The organism is Streptomyces sp. CB01580 (genome assembly GCF_001905795.1).
In the GTDB taxonomy this organism is placed as follows: domain Bacteria; phylum Actinomycetota; class Actinomycetes; order Streptomycetales; family Streptomycetaceae; genus Streptomyces.
On record NZ_LIXJ01000026.1, the window covers coordinates 41,890 to 66,173 of the forward strand.

A 24,284-nucleotide genomic window follows, 5' to 3' on the forward strand; every position below is an offset into this window, starting at 1 on the left:
GGGGGCCTCTGACGGGCTCCTGCGGCCTCTCCCCGTCCCGTCCGCCGCAGCTGTCGATGTGCGCCACCGGGAACCACGGGACAGCCCTCAGTCGTGCCAGGCGCCGTATTCCTCCAGGAGGGCCTGGAGCGGTTCGAAGACGCCCGGCGTCGCGGCGACCGTCAGGTCTCCGTCGGCGGGCAGCCCGGGGCGGCCTCCGGTGCACGCCCCCGCCTCGCGGGCGATGAGGTCACCGGCTGCCAGGTCCCACGGGTGGAGCCCGCGCTCGTAGTAGCCGTCGAGGCGGCCCGCCGCCACGTCGCACAGGTCCACGGCCGCTGAGCCGCCGCGCCGGATGTCGCGCAGCTGCGGGATCAGCCGCTGGGCCACGTCCGCCTGGTGCGCGCGGACGTGGGCGACGTAGTTGAAACCGGTCGAGACGAGCGCCTGGTCGAGCGGTGGCGCGGGCCGGCAGCTCAGAGCGGTGTTCTCGCCGTGCGCCCCGCGGGCGTACGCGCCGCCGCCGAGCACGGCCCAGTACGTCTCCCGGCGCATCGGGGCCTCAACCACGCCCACGATCCGCTCGCCGTCCCGCTCCGCGGCGATGGAGACGGCCCAGGTGGGCAGGCCGTACAGGTAGTTCACCGTGCCGTCGAGCGGGTCGATGACCCAGCGGATACCGCTGCTGCCCGGCGTGCTGGCGCCCTCCTCGCCGAGGAAGCCGTCCTGGGGGCGGCGTTCGGCGAGGAGGCCGGTGATCAGCTTCTCGGCGGCGATGTCCATCTCGGTGACGACGTCGATCGGGCTGGACTTGGTCGCGGCCACGCCCAGGTCGGCCGGGCGGCCGTCGCGCAGCAGTTCACCGGCGCGACGGGCGGCCTCCAGGGCGAGGTCGAGCAGTTCGGACGGGTTCGGGTCGGTCACGGCGCTCCAGGTGTCGGCGGACGACGGATGTCGGCGGACTGCGGTGAGGCACGGGCGACGAGAGCCATGGCGGGCCCTCGGTCCCGGGCGGGGCGGCCGGGGCGGCGGTGTGCCCCGGGCGGATCAGGCGTAGGGGCTGTCGGCGCCCGCGGCTGCGGGCCTGGGCGCCCGGGCCGGACAGCATCCGACCGGACACAGGTCGTGGCTCGGGCCGAGCGCGCCCAGGGCGCAGCGCTCCGGAGCGCACCCCCGCTCGGTCCCGGCCCGCTCCAGCACCAGTTCGCGCACGGCCGCCGCGAACCGGGGGTCGGCGCCCACGGTCGCGGACCTGCGGACCGGGAGTCCGAGTTCGGCCGCCTTCGCGGTGGCCTCGGTGTCGAGGTCGTACAGGACCTCCATGTGGTCCGAGACAAATCCGATGGGGGCCATGACCACGGCGGGGACACCCTCGCCGTGCAGGCTCTCCAGGTGGTCGCAGATGTCGGGTTCCAGCCACGGGATGTGCGGGGCGCCGCTGCGGGACTGGTAGACGAGCCGCCAGGGGTGTTCGACGCCGGTCTCCTCGCGCACCGCGTCGACGATCAGACGGGCGACGTCGAGATGGGCCGCGACGCAGGCGCCGCCGCCGCCGTGTCCCTCGACGGGGCCGGAGGTGTCGGCTGCGGACACGGGGATGGAGTGCGTGGTGAAGGCGAGGTGCGCCCCGGCCCGTACGTCCTCGGGCAGGTCGGCCAGGGAGGCGAGGACGCCGTCCACCATGGGCCGCACGAACCCGCGGTGGTTGAAGTAGTGCCGCAGCTTGTCGACGCGGGGCACCGGCAGCCCCTCGGCCTCCAGGGCGGCCAGCGACTCCGCGAGGTTCTCGCGGTACTGCCGGCAGCCGGAGTAGGAGGCGTAGGCGCTGGTGGCGAGGACGGCGATGCGGCGACGGCCGTCCGCGACCATCTCGCGCAGGGTGTCGGTGAGGTAGGGCGCCCAGTTGCGGTTGCCCCAGTACACCGGCAGGTCCAGGCCGTGCTCCGCGAAGTCCTTGCGCAGGGCGTCCAGCAGCGCCCTGTTCTGGGCGTTGATCGGGCTGACGCCGCCGAACAGGAAGTAGTGCCGGCCGACCTCCTTCAGCCGCTCCTCGGGGATGCCCCGGCCACGGGTCACGTTCGCCAGGAACGGGACCACGTCGTCCGGGCCTTCGGGGCCGCCGAAGGAGAGCAGCAGCAGGGCGTCGTAGGGAGCGGGGTCACACAGATCGGGCATGCCATCGATCCTGCCACTCGCCTCGGACGGTGCTTCATCGACATCCCCCGGCACCGCCTCCGCGCCCCGGCCTCCCGCGCCCGCCCCGGTCCGGGTGCCCGCCCCCGGCCTCCCGCGCGGAGCCCGGGGCCCGCGCCGCTCCCCTCCCGTCCCCCGCCCATAAGCTGTACCGGCCGCATTCAGGCGTAACAGACACGTTCGTCACAGACACGTTCGTCACAGGCACGTTCGATCGCATCGCCCCGGAGCCTTCCTTGCCCAGTCCCTACCGCGCGATCTTCGCCGCCCCCGGCACCAAGCGGTTCTCGGCGGCCGGATTCCTCGGCCGGATGCCGCTGTCCATGATGGGCATCGGCGTGGTGACCATGGTTTCCCAGCTCACCGGCCGCTACGGACTCGCCGGGGCGCTCTCCGCGACGCTGGCGATGTCGGCGGCCGTGATCGGGCCGCAGATCTCCCGGCTCGTGGACCGGCACGGTCAGCGCCGGGTGCTGCGGCCCGCCACGCTCGTCGCGCTCGCGGCGGTGGCCGGGCTCCTCGTCTGCGCGCAGCAGCGGCTGCCGGACTGGACGCTCTTCGTCTTCGCGGCGGGCGCCGGCTGCGTACCCAGCGTGGGCTCGATGATCCGGGCCCGCTGGGCGGAGATCTACCGCGGTTCGCCGCAGCGGCTGCACACCGCGTACTCGTGGGAGTCGATCGTCGACGAGGTGTGCTTCATCTTCGGGCCGATCATCTCGATCGGCCTGTCCACGTCCTGGTTCCCGGAGGCGGGTCCGCTGCTCGCGGCGGTGTTCCTGCTGGTCGGCGTGGTCTGGCTGACCGCGCAGCGCGCCACCGAACCGGTCCCGCACCCGCGCGAGCAGCACACCGGCGGTTCCGCGATGCGTTCCCGGGGCCTGCGGGTGCTCGTGGTGACGTTCATGGCGACCGGGGCGATCTTCGGGGCGATCGACGTGGTGACGGTGGCCTTCGCCGAGGAGCAGGGGCACAAGGCGGCGGCGAGTCTCGTCCTGGCCGTGTACGCCCTGGGGTCCTGCGTGGCCGGGGCCGTCTTCGGCCTGCTGCGGCCGGGCGGGAAGCCGTCCACCCGGTGGCTGCTGGGCGTGTGTGCGATGGCCGTGAGTATGATCCCCCTCCAACTGGCCGGGAGCCTGCCGTTCCTGGCCGTGGCGCTCTTTGTCGCGGGCCTCGCCATCGCACCGACGATGGTCACCACCATGGCCCTCGTAGAGCAGCACGTACCCCGCACCGCACTGACCGAGGGCATGACCTGGACCAGCACCGGGCTCGCCGTCGGCGTGGCACTCGGCTCCTCGGCCGCCGGCTGGGTGGTAGACGCCTCCGGGGCCGAGGCGGGGTACGCGGTGCCCGCCGTGGCGGGAGCGCTCGCGGCCGCGGTGGCGTTCCTGGGGTACCGCCGGCTCAGCGGGCCGGCCGCTACGGGAGGGCGTGGGGAAGATGACCGGAACCGGCGCACGGACGACGACGAGCGCGTGGCGTAACTGGGCGGGGAACGTCACGGCACGTCCGGCGCGGGCCGTGACGCCCGCCTCCGCGCCCGAACTGGCCGAGGCGCTGCGCCGGGCCTCCGAGGACGGCCTGCGGGTGAAACCCGTCGGCTCGGGGCACTCCTTCACGTCGGTGGCGGCCACCGACGGACTGCTGATCCGCCCCGACCTGCTCGCCGGCATCCGGGAGATCGACCGCGAGGCGATGACGGTGACCGTCGGGGCCGGCACCACGCTGGAGCGGCTCAACACCGTCCTGGCGAGGGAGGGCCTCTCGCTCACCAACATGGGCGACATCATGAAGCAGACGGTCGCCGGTGCCACGTCGACCGGCACCCATGGCACCGGCCGCGACTCTGGGTCCATATCCGCGCAGATCCGCGCCCTCGAACTGGTCACCGCCGACGGGCGGGTGCTGACCTGCTCGGAGAAGGAGAACGCCGACATCTTCGCCGTCGCCCGGATCGGGCTCGGCGCGCTGGGCGTCGTCACGGCGATCACCTTCGCCGTGGAGCCGGTCTTCCTGCTGACGGCCCGTGAGGAGCCGATGGGCTTCGACCGGGTCACGACCGACTTCGACCAGCTGGTCACGGAGAACGAGCACTTCGAGTTCTACTGGTTCCCGCACACCGGCAACTGCAACACCAAGCGCAACAACCGCAGCGCGGGACCGGCCGCGCCTCCCGGGAAGGTCAGCGGCTGGATCGAGGACGAACTCCTCTCCAACGGGATCTTCCAGGCGGCCTGTGCGGTCGGCCGGGCGTTCCCCGCGACGATCCCGTCGATCGCCAGGGTCTCCAGCCGCGCGCTCTCGGCTCGTGCGTACACCGACATTCCTTACAAGGTCTTCACCAGTCCGCGCCGGGTGCGCTTCGTGGAGATGGAGTACGCCGTGCCGCGCGAGGCCGCCCTGGAGGCACTGCGGGAGGTCAGGGCGATGGTCGATCGCTCTCCGCTGCGGATCAGCTTCCCGGTGGAGGTGCGCACCGCGCCCGCCGACGACATCGCGCTCTCCACTGCCTCGGGCCGGGACAGTGTGTACATCGCCGTCCACATGTACCGGGGCACGCCCTACCAGGCGTACTTCACGGCCGTCGAGCGGATCATGACCGCCCATGCCGGCCGCCCGCACTGGGGCAAGATCAACACCCGCGACGCGGAGTACTTCGCCGAGGTCTACCCGCGCTTCGGCGAGTTCACCGCCGTACGCGACCGGCTCGACCCGGACCGGCTGTTCGGCAACGCCTACCTGCGCCGGGTGCTGGGCGACTAGTGCCGCTCCCGGCACTAGTAGGGCTTGTCGTCGAAGCGCCCTCGTGCGGCCGGAGGCCGGGCCGAGGGGGCGGTGCCGGAGGGCACCGCCCCTCGGTCTCATCGGCCGGTGTCGGTGCCGGTGGTGGCCTGTCCGCCCTGCGCCGGGGCCTGCCCGGCATCCGTGGGCTGCGGGGCGACGCCGCCGTCGCCGGGGGCCGACGGGGCGGGTGTGGTCGCCGGGGACGGACCGGTCCCCTCGCCGCTGTCGCCGGGCCGCGTGGGGCTGGGCGCCGGATCGTCCGGGGCGCGGCCGTCCTGACCGGAGTCGGGGTTCCGGCTCTGCCCGCCGCCCGGCGCCGTGCCGGGGGCCTCGCCGCTCTCCTGCCCCGGCGTCCGGTCCCGGTCCGGGCCGGTGTCGGTCGACGGCGCGGGGCCGTTCGTCCCGGAGTCCCGTCCCCCGCCGCGTACGACGGAGCCCACGGTGGTGCCCCGGCCACCGCTCAGGTCGCCCCCGGAGACCAGTTCGTACGTGGTGATCCCGGCCATGGCCACGACGAAGACCACGGCCGCCCCGGCAGCGGAGCGCTTCCAGCCCCGGAACCGGGTGCCGTGCGTGGTGGCCTCGGAGAACTCCTCGTCGGGCGCCCCGTCCCGGCCCGGGCGGACCGCCGCGAGCGGCCGGGTCGCGCCGAACGGCCCGGTCGGCCGGGCGGGGTCCTGATCGGTGTCCACGGCACGCAGCACGGTCGTGGCGTCCACGGCACGCAGCACCGTCGTGGCGTCGACGGCGGGGAGCACGGTTGTCGCGTCCACGGCGGGGAGCACCGTCGTGGCGTCCTCGACCCCGTCGTGGCCCGGCTCCGGCGAGGACCGCCGTTCCCCCCGCGAGGCCCGCGCGTCGCCCGCCCTCCGGTTCCGCCCGGCCGCCTCGCGGCCCTGGTGCTTCGCCTGAACCGTGGCCTCGCGTATCTGCTCCCCCGTACGGCGGAAGAAGTGCTGGAAGACGGAACCGCCGCACGTGGCGACGACGCTCATCACCCCCGCGCCCAGGATCGTTCCGTAGACGCCCAACTGGGAGGCCGCCACCGCCGCGGCGACCGCCGCCACGGCGCTGCCCGCCACTTGCGGCAGGCTCAGATCTATTCGCTTTTCCTTGGGATCCGTGTCACTTTCCGGCTTCTGCACCATTTCCAGCCCTTGATTGACATCTCTCCCACCATGCAACAGAAAGGGACATCTGAGCGAAGTGATTAGTTCCGCTTCGGGAGATTCTGTGAAGCAGGACACGCACGAGGGGCATACGACCCCCGACTGGGTAGCTCAACTGCCGCACCCGACGACAACTTCGACGGCGCGGCGGTCCACTCGCGTGGCCCGAATGGAGTACTGTGACGAGCCCTGAGCCGGATTCCCGCACGGGTGTCCGGGATCTTCGGGAAGGGGGCCGCAAGGAGGCACTCGATCCGGCGGCGCCGCGGCATCCCACGGGGACCGGCTACATGATGTGACCAGAAGTCACTTCATGTTGCACAATGGGTCACCGTGTCATACCGGCGGTCAAGGGCTCACGCTCGACACACCGGGCAACACGGCAATGTTGTGGCAGGCTGCACCCGGGCAGGCCACACTCGACTAGCGGAAGCAGCGACGCACGTGACGTCGGCAGGCACCACCCGGGAGGTCCCCATGCCCGAACTGCGTGTCGTGGCCGTCTCCAACGACGGCACACGACTGGTGCTCAAGGCTGCGGACAACACGGAGTACACGCTTCCGATCGACGAGCGGCTGCGAGCCGCCGTGCGCAACGACCGTGCGCGGCTGGGCCAGATCGAGATCGAGGTGGAGAGCCACCTCCGCCCGCGCGACATCCAGGCGCGGATACGGGCGGGCGCCTCCGCCGAGGAGGTCGCCCAGTTCGCTGGGATCCCGGTCGACCGTGTCCGCCGCTTCGAGGGCCCTGTCCTCGCGGAACGCGCCTTCATGGCAGAGCGCGCCCGCAAGACGCCCGTACGCCGTCCCGGCGAGAACACCGGCCCCCTGCTCGGCGAGGCGGTGAAGGAGCGGCTGCTGCTGCGCGGCGCCGACAAGGAGACCGTCCAGTGGGACTCGTGGCGCCGTGACGACGGCACCTGGGAAGTCCTGCTGGTCTACCGGGTCGCGGGCGAACCCCACTCGGCGAGCTGGACGTACGACGCGCCGCGCCGGCTGGTCCAGGCCGTGGACGACGAGGCGCGTTCGCTGATCGGCGAGACCGACGAGGTCGCCGCGCCCGAGCCGACCTTCCCGTTCGTGCCCCGGATCGCGCGGCTGCCCCGCGACCGGCCGCTGGACCGCTCCCTGGACCGCCCGTTGGAGCGCCCGTCGGTTCCGGCCCCCGTGCCCGACCCCGAGGAGCACGTGGGCGGCATCTCGTCCGGTGAACGCGATTCGCTGACCAGCCTGCTGGAGGCGGTTCCGAGCTTCCGCGGCGACATGGTCGTCCCGGAACGGCCCGAGCCTCCCGCCCCGGACCCGGTCGCGGAGGAGCCGGAGGCCGACGAGCCGCCCGCGGCGGCCGCCTCCGCGGGTGCCGGTTCCGCCTACGCGGATGTGCTGATGCCGCGGGCGGTGGCGGGACACCGCGACCGGCTGATCGGGACCACGGACCGACAGGCCGAGGCCGACGGCGTACGGCCGGGCCGCCGGGCCGCGGTGCCGAGCTGGGACGAGATCGTCTTCGGCACGCGCCGAAAGAAACAGGACTGAACGGGGCGACCGCAGCATGACGAGGGTCCGTACGCCACGGCGTACGGGCCCTCGTGCCGTGTCCTGCGCGCGCGGCGCGGGAGAAACAGGTGTCCCGGAAGCGACGCACCGCACGCAAGCGGCGCACGGCGCGGAGGAAGCGCACGGTCCGAAAGACACGCGTGACATGGAAGAAGCGACGGGAGAAGCGTACGGCCGGACCGCGTCCCGGCCGTACGCCGCGCTCAGTCCGGCGCGCCTCGCGTCAGCGGGGATCGGGGCCCGTGGCGACCGGGCGGGTCCCGTCGGCGGTCCACTCGGACCAGGAGCCCACGTAGAGCGCCGCCGGAATCCCGGCGACGGCCAGGGCCAGCACCTCATGGGCGCCCGAGACGCCCGAGCCGCAGTAGACACCGACCTCGGACGCCCGGTCGGCGCCGAGCTCGTCGAAGCGGGCCGCCAGCGAGGAGGCGGGCAGGAACCGGCCGTCCTCCTCCACGTTCTCGGTGGTCGGGGCCGAGACGGCGCCCGGGATGTGGCCGGCCACCCGGTCGATCGGTTCCACCTCGCCCCGGTAGCGTGCGGCGGCCCGCGCGTCGAGCAGCAGGCCCGACCGGGCCAGCGCCGCCGCCCCGTCGGCATCCAGCAGCGGCACGGCGCCGGGCACCGGCCGGAAGTCGCCCTCGTCCGGCGTGGGGATCTCCTTGTCGAGCTTCCCCTCCCAGGCCGCGAGGCCGCCGTCCAGCACCCGGACGTTCTCGTGCCCGGTCCAGCGCAGCAGCCACCAGGCGCGGGCCGCCGCCCAGCTCTGACCGCCGTCGTACACGACCACCGGGGTGTCCGCGCGGACACCGGCCCTGCGCATGGTCGCGCCGAACTCCTCGGGGTCGGGCAGGGGGTGGCGTCCACCACTGCCCGCCGAACCGGCGAGGTCCGCGTCCAGGTCGACGAAGACCGCGCCCGGGATGTGTCCGGCCTCGTAGTCCGGGCGGCCGTGCGGGCCGCCCTGCTGCCAACGTACGTCCAGGAGCACCGGCGGACGTGGCCCCGCCAGCTCGCTCGCGCATTCGGGCGCGGTGATGATCGGCTTCATGGAAACCATCCTCGCGCAGGAGCGGTCCCACCCGTAACACCGTCACACCACGGAACCGGACCTACCGCATGTTTCCGGCCTCTCTGTCGAGATCCCGGACGATGCGGCGCGGCCGGGCCGCATGGAGCGCCGGGTGGTGCGAGCATCTGCACGGGGCGCGCACCACCCGTGCCGCACCACGGCACACGGCCCCGTTCCCCCCGTACGGCCACCACGATGGTCCGAGGAGAGAGTGACGATGACCGAGGCTCCCGCCCGGCGCACACCCGGAACACCTTGCTGGGTGAGTCTGATCGTGCACGGCTTGAGCACCACAGAGGATTTCTACGCCGGTCTGTTCGGCTGGGAGTTCGCGCCCGGACCGGACCAACTGGGTCCGTATGTCCGCGCGTCGATCGGCGGAAAGGTGGTCGCGGGCATTGGACAGCTGCCGTCCGACCGCCTCCTGCCCGTGGCCTGGACGACGTATCTGGCCACCGACGACGCCGATGCCACGGCGGAGCTGATCCGCTCCTGCGGTGGCACGGTCGCCGTGGGGCCGCTCGACGCGGGCGAGGCGGGGCGGCTCGCCATCGCCGCAGATCCCGGGGGCGCGGTCTTCGGGATCTGGCAGGCCGCCGCGCATCTCGGCACGGCTCTCTCCGGCACCCACGGCACCCCGGTCTGGAACGAGCTGCTGACCCGTGAGACCTCGACGGTCTGCAAGTTCTACCAGACGGTGTTCGGCTACGAGGCGGGAGCGGTCGTATCGGCCGACTTCGACTACCAGACGCTGCGTCTGCGCGGTCGTCCGGTCGCCTCGCTGCACGGCGTGGGTCACGCCCTTCCCCGCGACCGCGGGCCGCACTGGATGACGCACTTCGAGGTCGACGACACCGACGCGACCGCGCGTCGTGCGGTGGACCTGGGTGGGTACGTCCTCCAGCCACCCCGCGACGGCTCCTTCGGCCGGATCGCGACCGTGGCCGACCCGGAGGGCGCCGTGTTCACGATCGCGCGGTCACCCGACAGGCTCTGAACCGAAGGGCTCCGGGCCGCGGCGTCAGCCGGCCCGGAGCCGTTCGACATGGCGGCGGGCGGGGCCGGACAGCCGGGCGTGGAGCTCGTCGAAGAGATCGGACGCCTCGGTTCCGCTCCATTCGGCCGGCAGCAGCTCCCGCGCGACACCGGGGTCGAGGTAGACCAGCCGGCGCCAGTCGGTGATGACCCTGATGTATGTCATGAACGCCTCACCTTCGGTCACCCGGCCCCCGCCGGCGATGCGCTCGGCCACCGGCCGGTACGCCCCGAGGAAATCGGCGTAGAGCCGCTGGAGCCGGACGGTGTCCCACCAGGTGCGCACCTTCGCGGCCAGTTCCGCGCGGCCCGCACGGCCCTTGCCCGCCTCGCCCTCGGGCGCGTTCCCGACCCGGATCCCGGTCTTCGTCCTCCCAGCCGCGGGGAGGTGGTCGGCCCGGAAGAGGTCGGCGTAGGAGCGCAGCCCGTGCCGGGCCAGCATGTCCTCCGCCTCCTCGTACACATGGCCCGGTGCGATCCACACCCCGGCGGACACGGAGCCGAAGCCGAGCCTGGTCAGCTGGGTGCGCAGCGTGTGCCGTCGGGCGCGCTCGGACTCGGGCACGGAGAAGACGACGAGCACCCAGCCCTCGTCGACGGTGGCGCGCCGCGCCGCGAAGATGCGCGGATCGCCGTCGCGCAGGACGCGTTCGGTGTCCGGCGAGATCCGGTATCCGGCCGCCCCGGACACCGTTTCCGCTTCGAGGATTCCGGCGCGCTTCAGTCGGGAGACGGAGGACCGCACGGTCGGCCCCTCGACGCCCAGGTCGGCGAGCAGCCGGATCAGCGAGGCCACGGACATCCAGCCATCGGTGTCGCGCGCGTACAACCCGTAGACCGTCACGATCAGCTGCCTCGGCTGCGCCTTGCCCGGGGATCCCGGTCCGGGCGCGGACTCTTCCCCGCTCGCCGTGTTCACGGCGTCATCCTAAACACCCGTGCCGCGGGCCTCGGGAGGACGGGGCTGCGCGACGGGAGGTCAGCCCGAGGTGACCGGCAGCACGTCGGGCGACAGGGCGGCCGCGCGCGCCGTCGCACTCGTCATCCGCCTGCGATGGTGACGACGGCACAGGACCTCGTACCCGACGGTCTCGGCGGCCACGCCCACGTCGCCCACCACGACCTGCTCGCCGTCAACGACCATCTCGCCGCCCACCGTGCGCGCGTTGTGAGTGGCCCGCGCTCCGCACCAGCACATCGCCTCGACCTGGAGCGTCTCGACCCGGTCCGCCAGCTCGATCAGCCGCTGCGAGCCCGGGAAGAGCTTGGTGCGGAAGTCCGTGGTGATGCCGAACGCGAAGACGTCCAGGTCCAGGTCGTCCACGATCCGGGCCAGTTGGTCGATCTGTTCGGGGGCGAGGAACTGCGCCTCGTCCACGATGACGTAGTCGGCCTTTCCGCCCTTCGACATCTGGGCCACGAGGTAGGCGTACAGGTCCATGTGCGGTGCGGCCTCGACCGCTTCCGTCACGAGTCCGAGACGGGAGGAGAGCTTCCCCTCGCCCGCGCGGTCGTCCCGGGTGAAGATCACGCCCCGCAGTCCCCTGGCCGACCGGTTGTGCCCGATCTGCAGCGCCAGCGTGCTCTTTCCGCAGTCCATGGTGCCGGAGAAGAAAACCAGTTCGGACATCAGTGGAGCACAATCTTCCGGATCGAGGGGGACCCGCTGACCGGCCGGTACCGGCGCGGCGCGACCCGTTCGCGGGGCGACGGATGCCCGAGCACGACGGCGCGCTCTGCGCGGTCCGTCGCCCCGGAGGAGAACACGGGCTCGGGCATGGGGAACTGAGGGCCTTTCGGACGCGGTGGGGCGGTCGGGCGGATCGGGAGGGAGACGTGCCTGCGCGGGAGCGGCTACGAGCGTACTTCGAGCAGGGGCACGAGCTGCTCGGCGGGGGTCATCGAGCCATGCATGCCGACCATCGCGGACTCGTGCGGTTCATTGACCGAGGCGGTGATCACCACGTCGTCGTGGGCCGCGGCGACGACGTCGCCGATCCTGCCGTGGACACGTTCGTCGATCGTCGGGCCGAACCATCCGGCCTCGATCGCCTCGTCCCGGCTCGCCACCCAGAACTGCTCGCCGAGCACTTCGCGCCAGACGGCCAGGACGTCGTTCTCGGCGCCCGGGACGGCGTACACGTGCCGGGCCCGGCCCTCACCGCCGAGCAGCGCGACGCCCGCGCGCAGTTCCCAGTCCTCGTCGAAGTCGATGCGCGACCGCTCGTCGAAGGGGATGTCGATCATGCCGTGGTCGGCGGTGATGTACAGCGCCGAGCGGGGCGGGAGCTGTTCGGCCAGGCGCCGGGCCAGGCCGTCCACGTGCATGAGCTGTCCGCGCCAGGCGTCGGAGTCGACGCCGAAGCGGTGGCCGTTGGCGTCGACCTCGCTGTAGTACGTGTAGACGAGCGATCGGTCGCCCGCAGCGAGGCGTTCGGCAGCAACGTCCATCCGTTCCTCGCCGGTCAGTCGGCCGAGGAACGTACCGCCGCTGAGCGCGACCTGGGTGAGCGGGGTCCGCTCGAAGGCCGGCGCGGAGACCTGGGCGGTGCGCACCCCCGCGGCATCCGCGAGCGCGAAGATGGTGGGATGCGGCTGCCAGACGGCGGGCGGGGTCCACGGCTGCCAGCGGAGCTGGTTCATCAGCTCGCCGGTGTGCGGATCGCGCACGGTGTAGCCGGGCAGGCCGTGCTCCCCCGGCGGGCGTCCGGTGCCGACCGAGGCCAGTGACGTCGCAGTGGTGGCCGGGAAGCCCGCCGTGACCGGGCGGCCGGCGCCGCCGCGCGAGGTGGGCAGCAGCGAGTGCAGGAAGGGCGCCTCGTCGGGATGCGCCTTGATCTGTTCCCAGCCGAGGCCGTCGATCAGGAAGACGCAGTTCCGGTCCGCCGGGGCGAGTTCGGGGATCGTGGCGGTGAAACCGGGCACGCCCTGCCCGGCGACGAGCGTGGGCAGCAGATCGGCGAGCGAGCCGCTGCCGTACTCGGGGACGGGAGCGGTGTCGATGTCGAGCAGAACGGGGTCCTGCCAGGCCGGCTGAGCCATCAGCGGCCGGTCGCCGCGGTCGCGGCCGTGGCCTCGGAGAGGGACTGCGCGAAGGCGAGGGTCTGGCGCACGGTGTCCGGGCCGTCCCCGGCCTCGCTCACCCGCAGGCTCAGGTCGTCGGCCGTCGAGTTGCCGGTGTAGCCATGGTCGGCCTCGCAGTTGGGGTCGCCGCAGGCCGCCGGTTCGAGATCGATGCGGGAGACCGCACCCCAGCCGATGGTGAGGACGACTTCGCGGGGCAGTGTGCCCGGCACGTATTTCTCCGGGTTGGCCACGACCCGGCTGACCACGACCGACGAGATGCGGTCGAGCTTGACCGATTCCGTCGAGGTCGTGGCGTACGGCGACGGGGAGGTGGTGTCCGCGTTCTGCTCGTCGGTGTGGCTGACGATGAAACGGGTGCCCGTGAGGACCAGGACCGTGACGTGACGGCGCACCTCGTTGGAGTCGAAGGTGGTCTCCTGGTGGACCAGGTACGAGGCGACGGGCTCACCGCCCACGGCGGCTTCCACCGCCTCGGCCACGAGTGCCGGGTAGTAGCCACTGCGCTCGATCGCCGCGCGCAGCCCCTGGGTCGTCGTACCGGTCTTAGCCATGGGCACCATCCTACGGGGGGCGGATGACTGCCGGGGACGTCGTACGGCGGCACGGACCGGGGACACGGTGGTCCGCGCTCCGGTGGGCGCGGGGCGGTGGGAACGGGAGCGTCCCGGCCCCTCCGGCGACGGGAACGTCCGGGCAGCGGCCGTCCGGTCAGTAGTTGGGGAGGCGGCGGGGGCCGAGGTCGGTACGGGGCGGCGGCGGGGAGAGCCGGACGCTCGCCCCGAGGACGGCCAGCCCGTGGGTGGCGACCACGACCGGTTCCAGGGCGACGGAGACCACCTCGGGGTGGTCGTCGACCAGCCGGGACACCCGCAGCAGCAGTTCTTCGAGCGCCGCGGTGTCCACGGGTGCCGCGCCCCTCCAGCCGAACAGCACCGGGGCCGCCCGGATGGACCGGATCAGCTCCGCGGCGTCGCGGTCGGTGGCCGGAACCAGACGGTGGGCGGTGTCGCCGAGGAGTTCTGAGGGCGCGCCCGCGAGCCCGAACGAGAGGACGGCGCCCGCCGCCGGGTCGATCGAGGCCCGTACGACGGTGTCGACCCCGCGCGGCGCCATGGCCTGGACGACGGGCTGGAGTTCGGCGGGCCTGCCGAGCAGGTCGGTCAGCTCGCCGTACGCGCGGCGCAGCGCGTCCTCCCCACCAAGGTCCAGCCGCACGCCGCCGAGATCGGCCCGGTGACGCAGATGGGGCGCGGTGGTCTTGAGCGCGACGGGATAACCGATCCGTGCCGCGGCGGCGACGGCGGCCTCCGGGTCGGGGGCGGGCAGTGTCGGCCGTACGGCGATGCCGTAGCGGCCGAGGAGCTCGCACGCCTCGTCGGGTGTGAGCTGTCTGCCGCGTGGGGCGGGGTCCGGTCCGAGGAGGGTGTCGATCAGTTCGGCGGTACCCGACTCGTCGATGGTCTCGTCGAGGAATTCGGGCACCTTGCCGGGTACGGCGCCCTGTCTCCGCCACTGCGCGTACCGCACCGACTCGGCCAGGGCGCGTACGGCCCGTTCGGCGGCGGGGTAGGCGGGGATCCGGCCTGCGCGGCCGTCCGTTCCCGGGCCGTCCGTTCCGTGGCCGTCCGTTCCGTGGCCGTCCGTTCCGTGGCCGTCCGTCCCCGGTCCGGCCGGGGTGGTCCGGGCGCCCTGGCCGTGCCGACCGTCCTCGCCGTTCGGCGCTCCCCGGGTGCCCGGGGAGCCGACGGGCGCGGTACGGATGTGCGCGGTGGCGGACACGGGCGCAGTGGTCGCCGGCCGTGCGGTCCCGGGCCCGGTGTCCGCGGGCTCCCTGGTCGTGGAGGACGGCTTCGCCGCGCGCGGCGCGACCGTGCCGCTGGCCACGGCCAGGGCCTCCGCCAGCCCGCCGATCTCCACGTGGACGACGGCCACGGGCTTCGCGGGACCGGTGGCCGCCGCCGCGCGCAGCGCGGTCGCCAGGACCTCCCCGCCGCCGTTCTCCGCCTCGCCGTCCTCGCCCACCCAGGGGATCGCCGTGACGATCACCGAGTCGCAGTCGTCGTCGGCGAGGGCCTCGGTCAGGGCGTCCCGGAAGTCCTGCGGCGTCGCGGCGGTGGTGAGGTCGAGAGGCGGCCGCGGACGCAGACCCTCGGTCAGGCAGGCGTCGTACGTGAGCAGGCCGAGCGACTCGGAGTTGCCGAGGATCGCGACCCGGGGACCCGCCGGGAGCGGCTGGTCCGCGAGGAGGAGACCCACGTCGACCACCTCCGTCACCGTGTCGACGCGGATCACGCCCGCCTGCCGCATGAGGGCGGAGACCGTCGCGTCCGGGATCCGGCTGACGGGTACGGCGTGGCCGGGCGGGGTGGCGCCGGTGTGCCGGGCCCCCTTCACCACGACCACGGGCTTCACGGCCGCGGTGCGCCGGGCGAGCCGCATGAACTTGCGCGGGTTGCCGAACGATTCGAGGTACAGCAGGGCGACGTCGGTGTCCGGGTCCTCGTACCAGTACTGCAGGAAGTCGTTGCCCGAGATGTCGGCCCGGTTGCCCGCGGAGATGAAGGTGGAGAGCCCCGCACCCTGCCGGTAGAGCCGGGAGAGCAGGGCGATGCCGATCGCCCCGGACTGGGTGAACAGACCGATGCGGCCCTGCTTGGGCGGCTCGGGGGCGAGGGAGGCGTTCAGCCGGACGGCCTCGGCGTTGTTGATGACGCCGAAGGCGTTCGGACCGATGATCCGCATCCCGTACGAGCGTGCCTGGCGGACGAGTTCGCGCTGCCGGTCCCTGCCCTCGGCGCCCCACTCGGCGTATCCGGCGGAGAGGACGACGAGACCCTGGACGCCGTGCTCGCCGCAGTCGGCCACGGCCTCCGGTACGCGCTCGGCGGGGACGGCGACGACCGCGAGGTCCACCGGTTCGCCGATCTCGCCGACGCGGCGGTGGGCGGGGACGCCGTCGACGGTGTCCTGGTCGGCGGCGAAGGAACGATTCACGGCATACGTACGGCCGGTGAATCCGGCCGCGAGGAGGTTGCGCAGGACCGTGCGGCCGACACCGCCGGGCGTCCGGCCGACGCCGATGACGGCCACGGACCCGGGGGCGAGCAGCCGTTGCACGGAGCGCGCCTCGGCCCGCTGCTCACGGCCGCGCTGGACGGCGAGGGACTCGGCCGTCGGTTCGAGGTCCAGGGTGAGGTGGACGGAGCCTTCCTCGAAGCTCCGCTGCTGGGTGTAGCCGGCGTCCCGGAACACCTTGATCATTTTGGTGTTGGCGGGGAGCACCTCGGCGACGAAGCGGCGGATGCCGCGCTCGCGGGCCACCGCGGCGATGTGCTCCAGCAGTGCCGACGCCACCCCCCGGCCCTGGTGCGCGTCCTGGACCAGGAAGGCGACCTCCGCCTCGTCCGCGGGCACGGAGGCGGGCCTGCCCCGTCCGTCGATCCGGTCGTAGCGGACGGTCGCGATGAACTCGCCGCCGACCGTGACCGCGAGCCCCACCCGGTCGACGTAGTCGTGATGGGTGAAGCGGTGCACGTCCCTGGCGGACAGCCGGGGGTACGGGGCGAAGAAGCGGTAGTACTTCGACTCGTCGGAGACCTGCTCGTAGAAACTGACCAGGCGTTCGGCGTCGTCCGTGGTGATGGGCCTGATCCGCGCGGTACCTCCGTCACGGAGGACCACGTCCGCTTCCCAGTGGTCGGGATAGGCGTGATGCGGACTCTGCTCCGTCGAGGACTGCATGGGCACAGACTACGGCTCGTCCACCACTCGCGTAGCGGCCGGGGCCGGGGCAGTCTGAGGGGGGCCGAACGGCGTTGCGGCACCGCTCGTGGGTGTGGCGCGGGTCGGCCGGAGCACCGCGCACCACACATGAGAGAGTGGTCTAGACAACTATTGAATCATGAAGGGCAGAACCATGGCTGAGCGCCGCGTCAACGTCGGCTGGGCCGAGGGCCTGCACGCCCGCCCCGCTTCCATATTCGTCCGCGCCGCCACGGCGTCCGGCATCCCCGTGACGATCTCCAAGGCCGACGGCACCCCGGTGAACGCCGCCTCCATGCTCGCGGTGCTCGGGCTCGGCGCGCAGGGCGGCGAGGAGATCGTGCTCGCGTCCGAGGCGGACGACGCCGAGGCCGCCCTGGACCGCCTGGCGAAGCTGGTCGCGGAGGGGCTCGACGAACTCCCGGAGACCGTCTGAGCCACGTTCCGGATCTCCGGGATTCCCGCTCCCGGGACTTCCGGGGTTCGGCACGGGACCGATTCCCGCGAAGGAGCCGCGGTGCCGCCCACCGGCACCGCGGCTCCTCGGCTTTCCGGCCCCGGGACCCCCTCCCGGCCCCGGGATTCCTTCCCGGGATCCGGGGCGATCGTGCAAGGGGCGGTCCGGCGGCCGGGGCGACCCGGACATGCCGAAGGCCCCGGCGTGCTGCCGGGGCCTTCGGGAGGCGGTTCGCGGATCGGCCGTCGGTCAGAGGGAGACGCCGTGGGCACGCAGATACGCGACGGGGTCCATGTCGGATCCGTAGGAGGGCGTGGTCCGGGCCTCGAAGTGGAGGTGCGGTCCGGTGGAGTTGCCGGTCGAGCCGGAGAGGCCGATCTGCTGGCCCGCGCCGACGCTCTGGCCGACACGGACACCGATCGACGAGAGGTGACCGTACTGCGTGTACGTGCCGTCCGTCATCCGCAGCACGATGTTGTTGCCGTACGCGCCGCCCCAGCCGGCCTCGACGACCGTACCGGCGCCGACGGCGACGACGGAGCTGCCGGACGCGGCGTGGAAGTCGATGCCCGAGTGGCTGCCGGAGGACCAGAGCGAACCGCTGGACTTGTAGCCGGTGGTGACGTAGGAACCGGCGACCGGGAGCTGGAAGAGGCCCAGACGGGTGCGCTCGGCGGAGCGGGCGGCACGCGCCTTCTCGGCCCGCGCCTCGGCGGCACGCTTCGCCTCTGCCCCGGCCTTCGCCTCGGCCCGGGCGCGCTTCTCGGCCTCGGCCTTCCGCTGGGCCGCCTCCTTCGCCTCGGCGATGAGGTCGGCCCGGTGCTGCTGCGCGTCGGCCTGGGCGTCGATCCGGTCGGCGGTGACGTCCTGGATGGCGATGACCTGGTTCAGGCCGGTCTCGCCGACCGCGGAGGTCCCGGCGTCCGCGGCGAGGGCCGGGGATGCGGCGCCTCCGATGACGCCGGTGGTGGCCAGCGCCGCGACGCCGGCGATCCTCGCGCTGCCGCGCGTCAGTCGGCCGGGGGCACGATGCTTCCCGGTGGCACGGGTGAACGCCATGAAGTGGCTGATCCTTTCCTTCCCTCTCGCCTACCGGGTTAGCTGACGGGTTCGGAGCAGGAAGGTCTCCTACGAAGGCCCCGGCCTCACCGAGGCTCAGGCTTCCGATTCACCCCAGGGACTTCATTGGGTCCCCGGCTCCCCAGGGCTCACGCCCGGCGGGGACTCGGCGATGGCTGTCCGGTGCGTCGCGGTCGCGACATACGAGTGGCCGGCAGCCCGGTCGACGCTAAGCGCGAGCACATTCGTTCGCCAAACGGACAAGCCGTTTTGTAGCGCACGCCACAGGACGTACGGGCAACCCGGCGACCTGAACCGAACATGAGGAAGACCCCGGCGAGACATCGCTCACAGGGGCCTTCCACGCCCACGCGCCCGGCCGTCGGACCGACCGGGCCGGTCGGGCCACACCCGTTCGGCACCCGGAACGGCCCGGCCCGCGGCTGTCCTCCGGCGCCTGCCCCGTACGGGAGCGGGGCGCCGGACGCCCACGCGCCCGGCCGTCGGACCGACGGAGCCGGGACGGTCCCCCGGCGTCTCCGCCCGGGAAGCCGCCAGGACCGTGACGGCGTACCGCTCAGCCGGCGACCACCGACACCTCACCGATGCCCAGGGCCCGGACCGGCTCCTCGATCCGGGACGCGTCGCCGACGAGGATCGTCACCAGCCGGTCGCCCGGGAAGGCACTGACCACGGCCGCGGTCGCCTCGACCGTGCCGGCCGCCGCGAGCCGGGCGTACAGGTGGGCCTGGAAGTCGTCCGGGAGGTGCTGCTCGACCTGGTCGGCCAGCGTGCCCGCCACGGAGGCCGCCGTCTCGAACTTCAGCGGCGCGACACCCACGAGGTTCTGCACCGCGGTCTCGCGCTCCTCGTCGGTGAGCCCCTCGGCCGCCAGCGTCCGCAGGACCGTCCACAGGTCCTCCAGCGCCGGTCCGGTCGACTCCGTGTCCACCGATCCGCTGATCGCGAGCATGGCGGCGCCGGTCGCGCCCGTGGCCGAGTCCGGGGCCGACGACCGCAGCACCTGGGCGAAGGCGCGGACACCGTAGGTGTAGCCCTTCTCCTCGCGCAGCACCCGGTCCAGACGGGAGGTGAGCGTGCCGCCCAGGCAGTACGTGCCGAGCACCTGGGCGGGCCACACGCTGTCGTGCCGGTCCGGTCCGATCCGACCGATCAGCAGCTGCGTCTGCACGGCGCCCGGACGGTCCACGACGACCACGCGGCCGGTGTCGTCGGCGGTGATCGGCGGCGCGGGACGCGGCTCGACGGTGTCGCCCGACCAGTCGCCGAGCGTCTCGGCGAGCAGGGCCTCCAGGTCGATGCCGGTCAGGTCGCCGACGACCACGGCGGTCGCCGCGGACGGCCGGACATGGGCCTCGAAGAAGGCGCGCACCGCCCCCGCGTCGATCCGCTCCACCGTCTCCTCGGTGCCCTGGCGCGGCCGGGACATCCGCGACGCGGCCGGGAAGAGCTCCTTGGAGAGCTGCTTGGCGGCGCGGCGCGCCGGGTTGGCCTGCTCGTGCGGGATCTCGTCGAGCCGGTTGCGCACCAGCCGTTCGATCTCGCTCTCGGCGAAGGCGGGGGCCCGCAGCGCCTCGGCGACCAGTCCGAGCGCCTTGGCCAGCCGGGAGGCGGGGACCTCCAGGGAGACCCGGAGGCCGGGGTGGTCGGCGTGCGCGTCGAGCGTGGCGCCGCAGCGCTCCAGCTCGGCGGCGAACTCCTCGGCGGTGTGCTTGTCGGTGCCCTCGGACAGGGCCCGCGCCATGATCGTGGCCACGCCGTCCAGGCCCTCCGGCTCGGCGTCCAGCGGGGCGTCGAGGACGATCTCGACCGCCACCACCTGCTGGCCGGGGCGGTGGCAGCGCAGCACCGTCAGGCCGTTGGGCAGCGAACCGCGCTCCGGCGCGGGGAAAGCCCAGGGGCGTGCGACGCCGGGGGCCGGCTGGGGGTGGAACTGCATCGAAACTCCAGTCGCGGCGGCGTCGGTCACTTGTCCGCTCCTTCGTGCGCGTCGGTGTCGTCGGCGTCGGTCTCGTCGTCGTCCGCGGCGTCCGCGGAATCGGCCGATTCGACCGGTTCGTAGACCAGCACCGCCCGGTTGTCGGGACGCAACCGGGCCTTGGCGACCGCCTGGACCTCCTCCGCCGTCACGTCCAGAACCCGCTGCACCGCGGTCAGGGCGAGCTGGGGGTCGCCGAACAGCACGGCGAACCGGCACAGTTCGTCGGCGCGGCCCGCGACCGTACCGAGCCGGTCCAGCCACTCGCGCTCCAACTGGGCCTGCGCGCGCTCCATTTCCTCGGGCGTCGGGCCCTCGGCGGCGAACCGGGCCAGCTCCTCGTCGACCGCCGCCTCGATCTGCGGCACCTCGACACCGCCGGAGGTCTTGACGTCCAGCCAGCCGAGCGACGGGGCGCCCGCCAGCCGCAGCAGCCCGAATCCGGCCGCCACGGCCGTACGGTCACGGCGGACCAGGCGGTTGTGCAGCCGCGACGACTCCCCGCCACCGAGCACGGTCAGCGCGAGGTCCGCCGCGTCGCACTCGCGGGTGCCGTCGTGCGGGAGCCGGTAGGCGGCCATCAGCGCTCGCGCCGGGACCTCCTCGCGCACCTCCTCGCGCAGCTGCTCGCCGATGACGTCGGGCAGCGTGCCGTCGCGCGGGGGCCGCTTCCCGTCGTGGGAGGGGATGGAACCGAAGTACTTCTCGATCCAGGCGAGCGTCTCCTCGGGGTCGATGTCGCCGACGACCGACAGCACCGCGTTGTTCGGCGCGTAGTACGTACGGAAGAAGGTGCGCGCGTCCTCCAACGTCGCGGCGTCGAGGTCCGCCATCGAGCCGATCGGGGTGTGGTGGTACGGGTGTCCCTCGGGGTAGGCGAGCGCCGTCAGCCGCTCGAACGCCGTGCCGTAGGGGACGTTGTCGTAGCGCTGGCGGCGCTCGTTCTTGACGACGTCGCGCTGGTTCTCCATCGACTCCTCGTCGAGCGCGGCGAGGAGCGAGCCCATCCGGTCCGCCTCCAGCCAGAGGGCCAGCTCCAGCTGGTGCGTGGGCATCGTCTCGAAGTAGTTGGTGCGCTCGAAGCTGGTGGTCCCGTTGAGCGAACCGCCGGCGCCCTGCACCAGCTCGAAGTGTCCGTTCCCCTTCACCTGGCCGGAGCCCTGGAACATCAGGTGCTCGAAGAGGTGAGCCAGACCGGTGCGACCCTCGACCTCGTGGCGCGATCCGACGTCGTACCAGAGGCAGACCGCGGCGACCGGGGTCAGATGGTCCTCGGAGAGCACCACGCGCAGGCCGTTGGCCAGGCGGTGCTCGGTCGCTGTCAAGCCGCCGGAACCGGCCTGGGCTGTGGCCGTGTGACCCATGGGCATGTACGTCCCTTCGATCGCGATACTGGTTTTTCTGCGTGACCTGCCACTGTAAGCAAGCGCACCGACACCTGGCGAAGTTCCCATACCGCGGAAGTTCGCGTGAAAGAGGGGCGCACCACCCGGCGCACGCGCCCCTTTCACCGCTCCGGGGCCCTTCCCGGCGGGGTCGGGAGGGCCGGTTGGGACGGGTCGAGGTCGGCGTTGTCGGTGCGGAGGTCCACAATGGTCCGCGTCAGAACCTGAGGTTGCCCGAACAGAATCCGTGAAGGAGTCGCAGCAGCGATGGCCCGCCGCAGCACGAAGACCCCGCCGCCGGACGACTTCGAGGAGAACATCCTCGACATCGACGTCGTCGACGAAATGCAGGGCTCCTTCCTCGAGTACGCGTACTCGGTGATCTACTCACGGGCCCTGCCCGACGCCCGTGACGGCCTGAAGCCGGTGCACCGACGCATCGTGTACCAGATGAACGAGATGGGCCTGCGCCCCGACCGCGGCTTCGTGAAGTGCGCGCGGGTCGTCGGCGAGGTCATGGGCAAGCTGCACCCGCACGGCGACGCGTCGATCTACGACGCGCTGGTCCGGCTGGCGCAGCCGTTCTCCATGCGTCTTCCCCTGGTCGACGGCCACGGCAACTTCGGCTCGCTCGGGAACGACGACCCGCCGGCCGCCATGCGGTACACCGAGTGCCGGATGGCCGACGCGACGTCGCTGATGACGGAGTCGATCGACGAGGAGACCGTCGCCTTCCAGGCGAACTACGACGGCCAGGAGCAGGAGCCCTCCGTCCTCCCCGCCGCGTACCCGAACCTCCTGGTCAACGGGGCGTCCGGGATCGCGGTCGGCATGGCGACCAACATGCCTCCGCACAACCTGGGCGAGGTCGTCGCCGCCGCCCGCCACCTCATCAAGCATCCGGGCGCGGACCTGGAGACGCTGATGCGGTTCATCCCCGGTCCCGACCTGCCGACCGGCGGCCGGATCGTCGGCCTGGGCGGCATCAAGGATGCGTACGCCGGCGGACGCGGAACGTTCAAGATCCGTGCGACGGTGTCCGTGGAGAACGTGACGCCGCGCCGCAAGGGCCTCGTCGTCACCGAACTGCCCTTCACGGTCGGCCCGGAGAAGGTGATCGCCAAGATCAAGGACCTGGTCTCGGCGAAGAAGCTCCAGGGCATCGCGGACGTGAAGGACCTGACCGACCGCGAGCACGGCCTGCGCCTGGTCATCGAGGTGAAGAACGGCTTCGTGCCCGAGGCGGTGCTGGAGCAGCTCTACAAGCTGACCCCGATGGAGGACTCGTTCGGGATCAACAACGTGGCGCTGGTCGACGGGCAGCCGCTCACGCTCGGCCTGAAGGAGTTGCTGGAGGTCTACCTCGACCACCGCTTCGACGTGGTGCGTCGGCGCAGCGAGTTCCGGCGCGGCAAGCGCCGCGACCGTCTCCACCTGGTCGAGGGCCTGCTCGTCGCGCTGCTCGACATCGACGAGGTCATCCGGCTCATCCGGTCCAGCGACAATTCGGCGCAGGCCAAGGAACGGCTCATCGAGCGTTTCTCGCTGAGCGAGATCCAGACGCAGTACATCCTGGACACACCGCTGCGCCGACTGACCAAGTTCGACCGGATCGAGCTGGAGAGCGAGCGCGAGCGGCTCAACAAGGAGATCGACGAGCTGACCACGATCCTCGAGTCGGACGCCGCGCTGCGCAAGCTCGTCTCGTCGGAACTGGCCGCGGTCGCCAAGAAGTTCGGCACCGAGCGGCGCACGGTGCTGCTGGAGTCGGCCGGTACGCAGGTCGCCTCGGTTCCGCTGCAGGTCGCGGACGACCCGTGCCGGGTGCTGCTGTCGTCGACCGGTCTGATGGCGCGTACCGCCAACGACGACCCGATCGTCTTCGCCGAGGACGCCAAGCGAGCCAAGCACGACGTGATCGTGTCCGCGGTGCCCGCGACCGCCCGGGGCGACATCGGGGTGGTGACATCGACGGGACGGCTGCTGCGGCTCGCGGTCATCGATCTGCCGCAGCTGCCGGACACGCACGCGGCGCCCAATCTGTCGGGCGGGGCAATGGTCTCGGAGTTCCTCACGCTGGGGAGCGACGAGGAGGCCGTCTGTCTGACCACGCTGGACGAGACGTCCCCCGGTCTGGCGCTCGGCACCCTGCAGGGCATCGTCAAGCGGGTGGTGCCGGACTACCCGGCCAACAAGGACGAGCTGGAGGTCATCGCCCTCAAGGACGGTGACCGGATCGTCGGCGCGGCCGAACTGCGCACGGGCGAGGAGGACCTGGTCTTCATCACGTCCGACGCGCAGTTGCTGCGCTACCCGGCGGCGCAGGTGCGGCCGCAGGGCCGGCCCGCAGGCGGCATGGCGGGCATCAAGCTCGCGGCGGGCGTCTCGGTGATCTCGTTCACGGTGGTGGATCCGGCCGCGGACGCGATGGTGTTCACGGTGGCGGGTTCGCAGGGCATGCTCGACGACTCGATGCTGACGTGCAAGCTCACCCCGTTCGACCAGTACCCGCGCAAGGGCCGGGCCACCGGCGGGGTGCGCTGTCAGCGGTTCCTCAAGGGGGAGGACGCCCTGGTCTTCGCCTGGGCGGGCCCCGCGCCCGCGAGGGCCGCGCAGAAGAACGGCGCACCCGCCGAGCTGCCGACGCCGGACCCCCGGCGCGACGGTTCGGGTGCGCCGCTGGCCAAGCCGGTCGCGTCGGTCGCCGGACCGGTGTAGCCCCTCGTCAGGCCCGGCGACGGCGGTG

General features: G+C 72.7%; 18 protein-coding genes and 1 riboswitch. Of the genes, 6 read left to right on the forward strand and 12 right to left on the reverse strand.

Annotated elements, in window-relative coordinates; all coding sequences use genetic code 11:
- Nucleotides 1-87 precede the first annotated feature (87 nt).
- Both AMK22_RS28985 and AMK22_RS28990 read right to left on the reverse strand, forming a co-directional pair.
- Complete coding sequence (locus AMK22_RS28985) at nucleotides 88-903, reverse strand: inositol monophosphatase family protein (RefSeq protein WP_073789859.1); 816 nt, start codon at nucleotides 901-903, stop codon at nucleotides 88-90.
- A 123-nt stretch (nucleotides 904-1,026) separates the two neighbouring features.
- Nucleotides 1,027-2,154, reverse strand: a complete 1,128-nt coding sequence (locus tag AMK22_RS28990; protein ID WP_073789861.1) for a ferrochelatase — start codon at nucleotides 2,152-2,154, stop codon at nucleotides 1,027-1,029.
- A gap of 254 nt (nucleotides 2,155-2,408) precedes the next feature.
- Between AMK22_RS28990 and AMK22_RS28995 the strand changes: the two genes are divergently transcribed.
- Together AMK22_RS28995 and AMK22_RS29000 are read left to right on the forward strand one after the other, a co-directional pair.
- Nucleotides 2,409-3,656, forward strand: coding sequence for an MFS transporter (locus AMK22_RS28995; RefSeq protein WP_073789863.1), 1,248 nt, complete (start codon nucleotides 2,409-2,411; stop codon nucleotides 3,654-3,656).
- Nucleotides 3,613-4,935, forward strand: a complete 1,323-nt coding sequence (locus AMK22_RS29000; protein WP_073789865.1) for a D-arabinono-1,4-lactone oxidase — start codon at nucleotides 3,613-3,615, stop codon at nucleotides 4,933-4,935. Before AMK22_RS28995 ends, AMK22_RS29000 begins: the two co-directional genes overlap by 44 nt.
- Nucleotides 4,936-5,033: 98 nt before the next feature.
- On the opposite strand, the gene AMK22_RS29005 is transcribed toward AMK22_RS29000, so the two are convergent.
- Nucleotides 5,034-6,104: a hypothetical protein gene (locus tag AMK22_RS29005; protein ID WP_073789867.1), complete on the reverse strand. Its 1,071-nt coding sequence runs from the start codon at nucleotides 6,102-6,104 to the stop codon at nucleotides 5,034-5,036.
- A gap of 498 nt (nucleotides 6,105-6,602) precedes the next feature.
- On the opposite strand from AMK22_RS29005, the gene sepH reads away from it, so the two are divergent.
- Nucleotides 6,603-7,661: a septation protein SepH gene (gene sepH / locus AMK22_RS29010; RefSeq protein WP_073789920.1), complete on the forward strand. Its 1,059-nt coding sequence runs from the start codon at nucleotides 6,603-6,605 to the stop codon at nucleotides 7,659-7,661.
- A gap of 244 nt (nucleotides 7,662-7,905) precedes the next feature.
- Here the strand turns inward: sepH and AMK22_RS29015 are convergent, their stop codons facing one another.
- On the reverse strand, nucleotides 7,906-8,733 hold the full coding sequence (locus AMK22_RS29015; protein ID WP_073789869.1) for a sulfurtransferase: 828 nt from the start codon (nucleotides 8,731-8,733) through the stop codon (nucleotides 7,906-7,908).
- A 238-nt stretch (nucleotides 8,734-8,971) separates the two neighbouring features.
- On the opposite strand from AMK22_RS29015, the gene AMK22_RS29020 reads away from it, so the two are divergent.
- Complete coding sequence (locus tag AMK22_RS29020) at nucleotides 8,972-9,751, forward strand: VOC family protein (RefSeq protein WP_199883345.1); 780 nt, start codon at nucleotides 8,972-8,974, stop codon at nucleotides 9,749-9,751.
- A gap of 24 nt (nucleotides 9,752-9,775) precedes the next feature.
- Here AMK22_RS29020 and AMK22_RS29025 read toward each other — a convergent pair whose 3' ends face one another.
- The 5 genes from AMK22_RS29025 to AMK22_RS29045 form a co-directional block, all read right to left on the reverse strand.
- On the reverse strand, nucleotides 9,776-10,708 hold the full coding sequence (locus AMK22_RS29025; RefSeq protein ID WP_073789873.1) for a PaaX family transcriptional regulator: 933 nt from the start codon (nucleotides 10,706-10,708) through the stop codon (nucleotides 9,776-9,778).
- Between the two features lie 60 nt (nucleotides 10,709-10,768).
- The gene (locus AMK22_RS29030; RefSeq protein WP_073789875.1) at nucleotides 10,769-11,419 is read right to left on the reverse strand and encodes a thymidine kinase; all 651 of its coding nucleotides are present in this window, start codon (nucleotides 11,417-11,419) and stop codon (nucleotides 10,769-10,771) included.
- A 224-nt stretch (nucleotides 11,420-11,643) separates the two neighbouring features.
- Nucleotides 11,644-12,831 (reverse strand): alkaline phosphatase family protein, encoded by a 1,188-nt coding sequence (locus AMK22_RS29035; RefSeq protein WP_073789877.1) that lies wholly within the window; start codon nucleotides 12,829-12,831, stop codon nucleotides 11,644-11,646.
- Complete coding sequence (locus AMK22_RS29040; RefSeq protein WP_073789878.1) at nucleotides 12,831-13,427, reverse strand: DUF5998 family protein; 597 nt, start codon at nucleotides 13,425-13,427, stop codon at nucleotides 12,831-12,833. The genes AMK22_RS29035 and AMK22_RS29040 overlap by 1 nt, the downstream gene beginning before the upstream one ends.
- Before the next feature lie 157 nt (nucleotides 13,428-13,584).
- Nucleotides 13,585-16,617 carry a bifunctional acetate--CoA ligase family protein/GNAT family N-acetyltransferase gene (locus AMK22_RS29045; RefSeq protein WP_073789880.1) on the reverse strand — a complete coding sequence of 1,011 codons (3,033 nt, stop codon included), beginning with the start codon at nucleotides 16,615-16,617 and terminating at the stop codon, nucleotides 13,585-13,587.
- Between the two features lie 175 nt (nucleotides 16,618-16,792).
- Here AMK22_RS29045 and AMK22_RS29050 point away from each other — a divergent pair, with 175 nt between their 5' ends.
- Nucleotides 16,793-17,074 (forward strand): HPr family phosphocarrier protein, encoded by a 282-nt coding sequence (locus AMK22_RS29050; RefSeq protein ID WP_073789882.1) that lies wholly within the window; start codon nucleotides 16,793-16,795, stop codon nucleotides 17,072-17,074.
- Between the two features lie 270 nt (nucleotides 17,075-17,344).
- Here the strand turns inward: AMK22_RS29050 and AMK22_RS29055 are convergent, their stop codons facing one another.
- The 3 genes from AMK22_RS29055 to AMK22_RS29065 all read right to left on the reverse strand — a co-directional run bounded on the left by AMK22_RS29055 (nucleotide 17,345) and on the right by AMK22_RS29065 (nucleotide 21,523).
- Nucleotides 17,345-18,154 carry a M23 family metallopeptidase gene (locus AMK22_RS29055; RefSeq protein WP_073789884.1) on the reverse strand — a complete coding sequence of 270 codons (810 nt, stop codon included), beginning with the start codon at nucleotides 18,152-18,154 and terminating at the stop codon, nucleotides 17,345-17,347.
- A 12-nt stretch (nucleotides 18,155-18,166) separates the two neighbouring features.
- Nucleotides 18,167-18,336, reverse strand: a riboswitch (cyclic di-AMP (ydaO/yuaA leader).
- A 395-nt stretch (nucleotides 18,337-18,731) separates the two neighbouring features.
- Complete coding sequence (locus AMK22_RS29060) at nucleotides 18,732-20,114, reverse strand: M16 family metallopeptidase (RefSeq protein WP_073789922.1); 1,383 nt, start codon at nucleotides 20,112-20,114, stop codon at nucleotides 18,732-18,734.
- 26 nt (nucleotides 20,115-20,140) lie between these two features.
- Nucleotides 20,141-21,523, reverse strand: coding sequence for a M16 family metallopeptidase (locus AMK22_RS29065; protein ID WP_073789886.1), 1,383 nt, complete (start codon nucleotides 21,521-21,523; stop codon nucleotides 20,141-20,143).
- Between the two features lie 282 nt (nucleotides 21,524-21,805).
- Between AMK22_RS29065 and AMK22_RS29070 the strand changes: the two genes are divergently transcribed.
- A complete protein-coding gene (locus AMK22_RS29070) occupies nucleotides 21,806-24,256 on the forward strand; it encodes a DNA gyrase/topoisomerase IV subunit A (RefSeq protein WP_073789888.1) in 2,451 nt (816 codons plus the stop codon).
- The last annotated feature ends 28 nt before the right edge of the window (nucleotides 24,257-24,284 follow it).

Coding starts and splice junctions, on each gene's coding strand:
- AMK22_RS29035 (WP_073789877.1), bottom strand. CDS start 12,831: ATGGCTCAGCCGGCCTGGCAGGACCCCGTTCTGCTCGACATCGACACC.
- AMK22_RS29045 (WP_073789880.1), bottom strand. CDS start 16,617: ATGCAGTCCTCGACGGAGCAGAGTCCGCATCACGCCTATCCCGACCAC.
- AMK22_RS29070 (WP_073789888.1), top strand. CDS start 21,806: ATGGCCCGCCGCAGCACGAAGACCCCGCCGCCGGACGACTTCGAGGAG.
- sepH (WP_073789920.1), top strand. CDS start 6,603: ATGCCCGAACTGCGTGTCGTGGCCGTCTCCAACGACGGCACACGACTG.
- AMK22_RS29050 (WP_073789882.1), top strand. CDS start 16,793: ATGGCTGAGCGCCGCGTCAACGTCGGCTGGGCCGAGGGCCTGCACGCC.
- AMK22_RS29000 (WP_073789865.1), top strand. CDS start 3,613: ATGACCGGAACCGGCGCACGGACGACGACGAGCGCGTGGCGTAACTGG.
- AMK22_RS29005 (WP_073789867.1), bottom strand. CDS start 6,104: ATGGTGCAGAAGCCGGAAAGTGACACGGATCCCAAGGAAAAGCGAATA.
- AMK22_RS28990 (WP_073789861.1), bottom strand. CDS start 2,154: ATGCCCGATCTGTGTGACCCCGCTCCCTACGACGCCCTGCTGCTGCTC.
- AMK22_RS29030 (WP_073789875.1), bottom strand. CDS start 11,419: ATGTCCGAACTGGTTTTCTTCTCCGGCACCATGGACTGCGGAAAGAGC.
- AMK22_RS29040 (WP_073789878.1), bottom strand. CDS start 13,427: ATGGCTAAGACCGGTACGACGACCCAGGGGCTGCGCGCGGCGATCGAG.
- AMK22_RS29015 (WP_073789869.1), bottom strand. CDS start 8,733: ATGAAGCCGATCATCACCGCGCCCGAATGCGCGAGCGAGCTGGCGGGG.
- AMK22_RS29020 (WP_199883345.1), top strand. CDS start 8,972: ATGACCGAGGCTCCCGCCCGGCGCACACCCGGAACACCTTGCTGGGTG.
- AMK22_RS29055 (WP_073789884.1), bottom strand. CDS start 18,154: ATGGCGTTCACCCGTGCCACCGGGAAGCATCGTGCCCCCGGCCGACTG.
- AMK22_RS29060 (WP_073789922.1), bottom strand. CDS start 20,114: ATGCAGTTCCACCCCCAGCCGGCCCCCGGCGTCGCACGCCCCTGGGCT.
- AMK22_RS29065 (WP_073789886.1), bottom strand. CDS start 21,523: ATGCCCATGGGTCACACGGCCACAGCCCAGGCCGGTTCCGGCGGCTTG.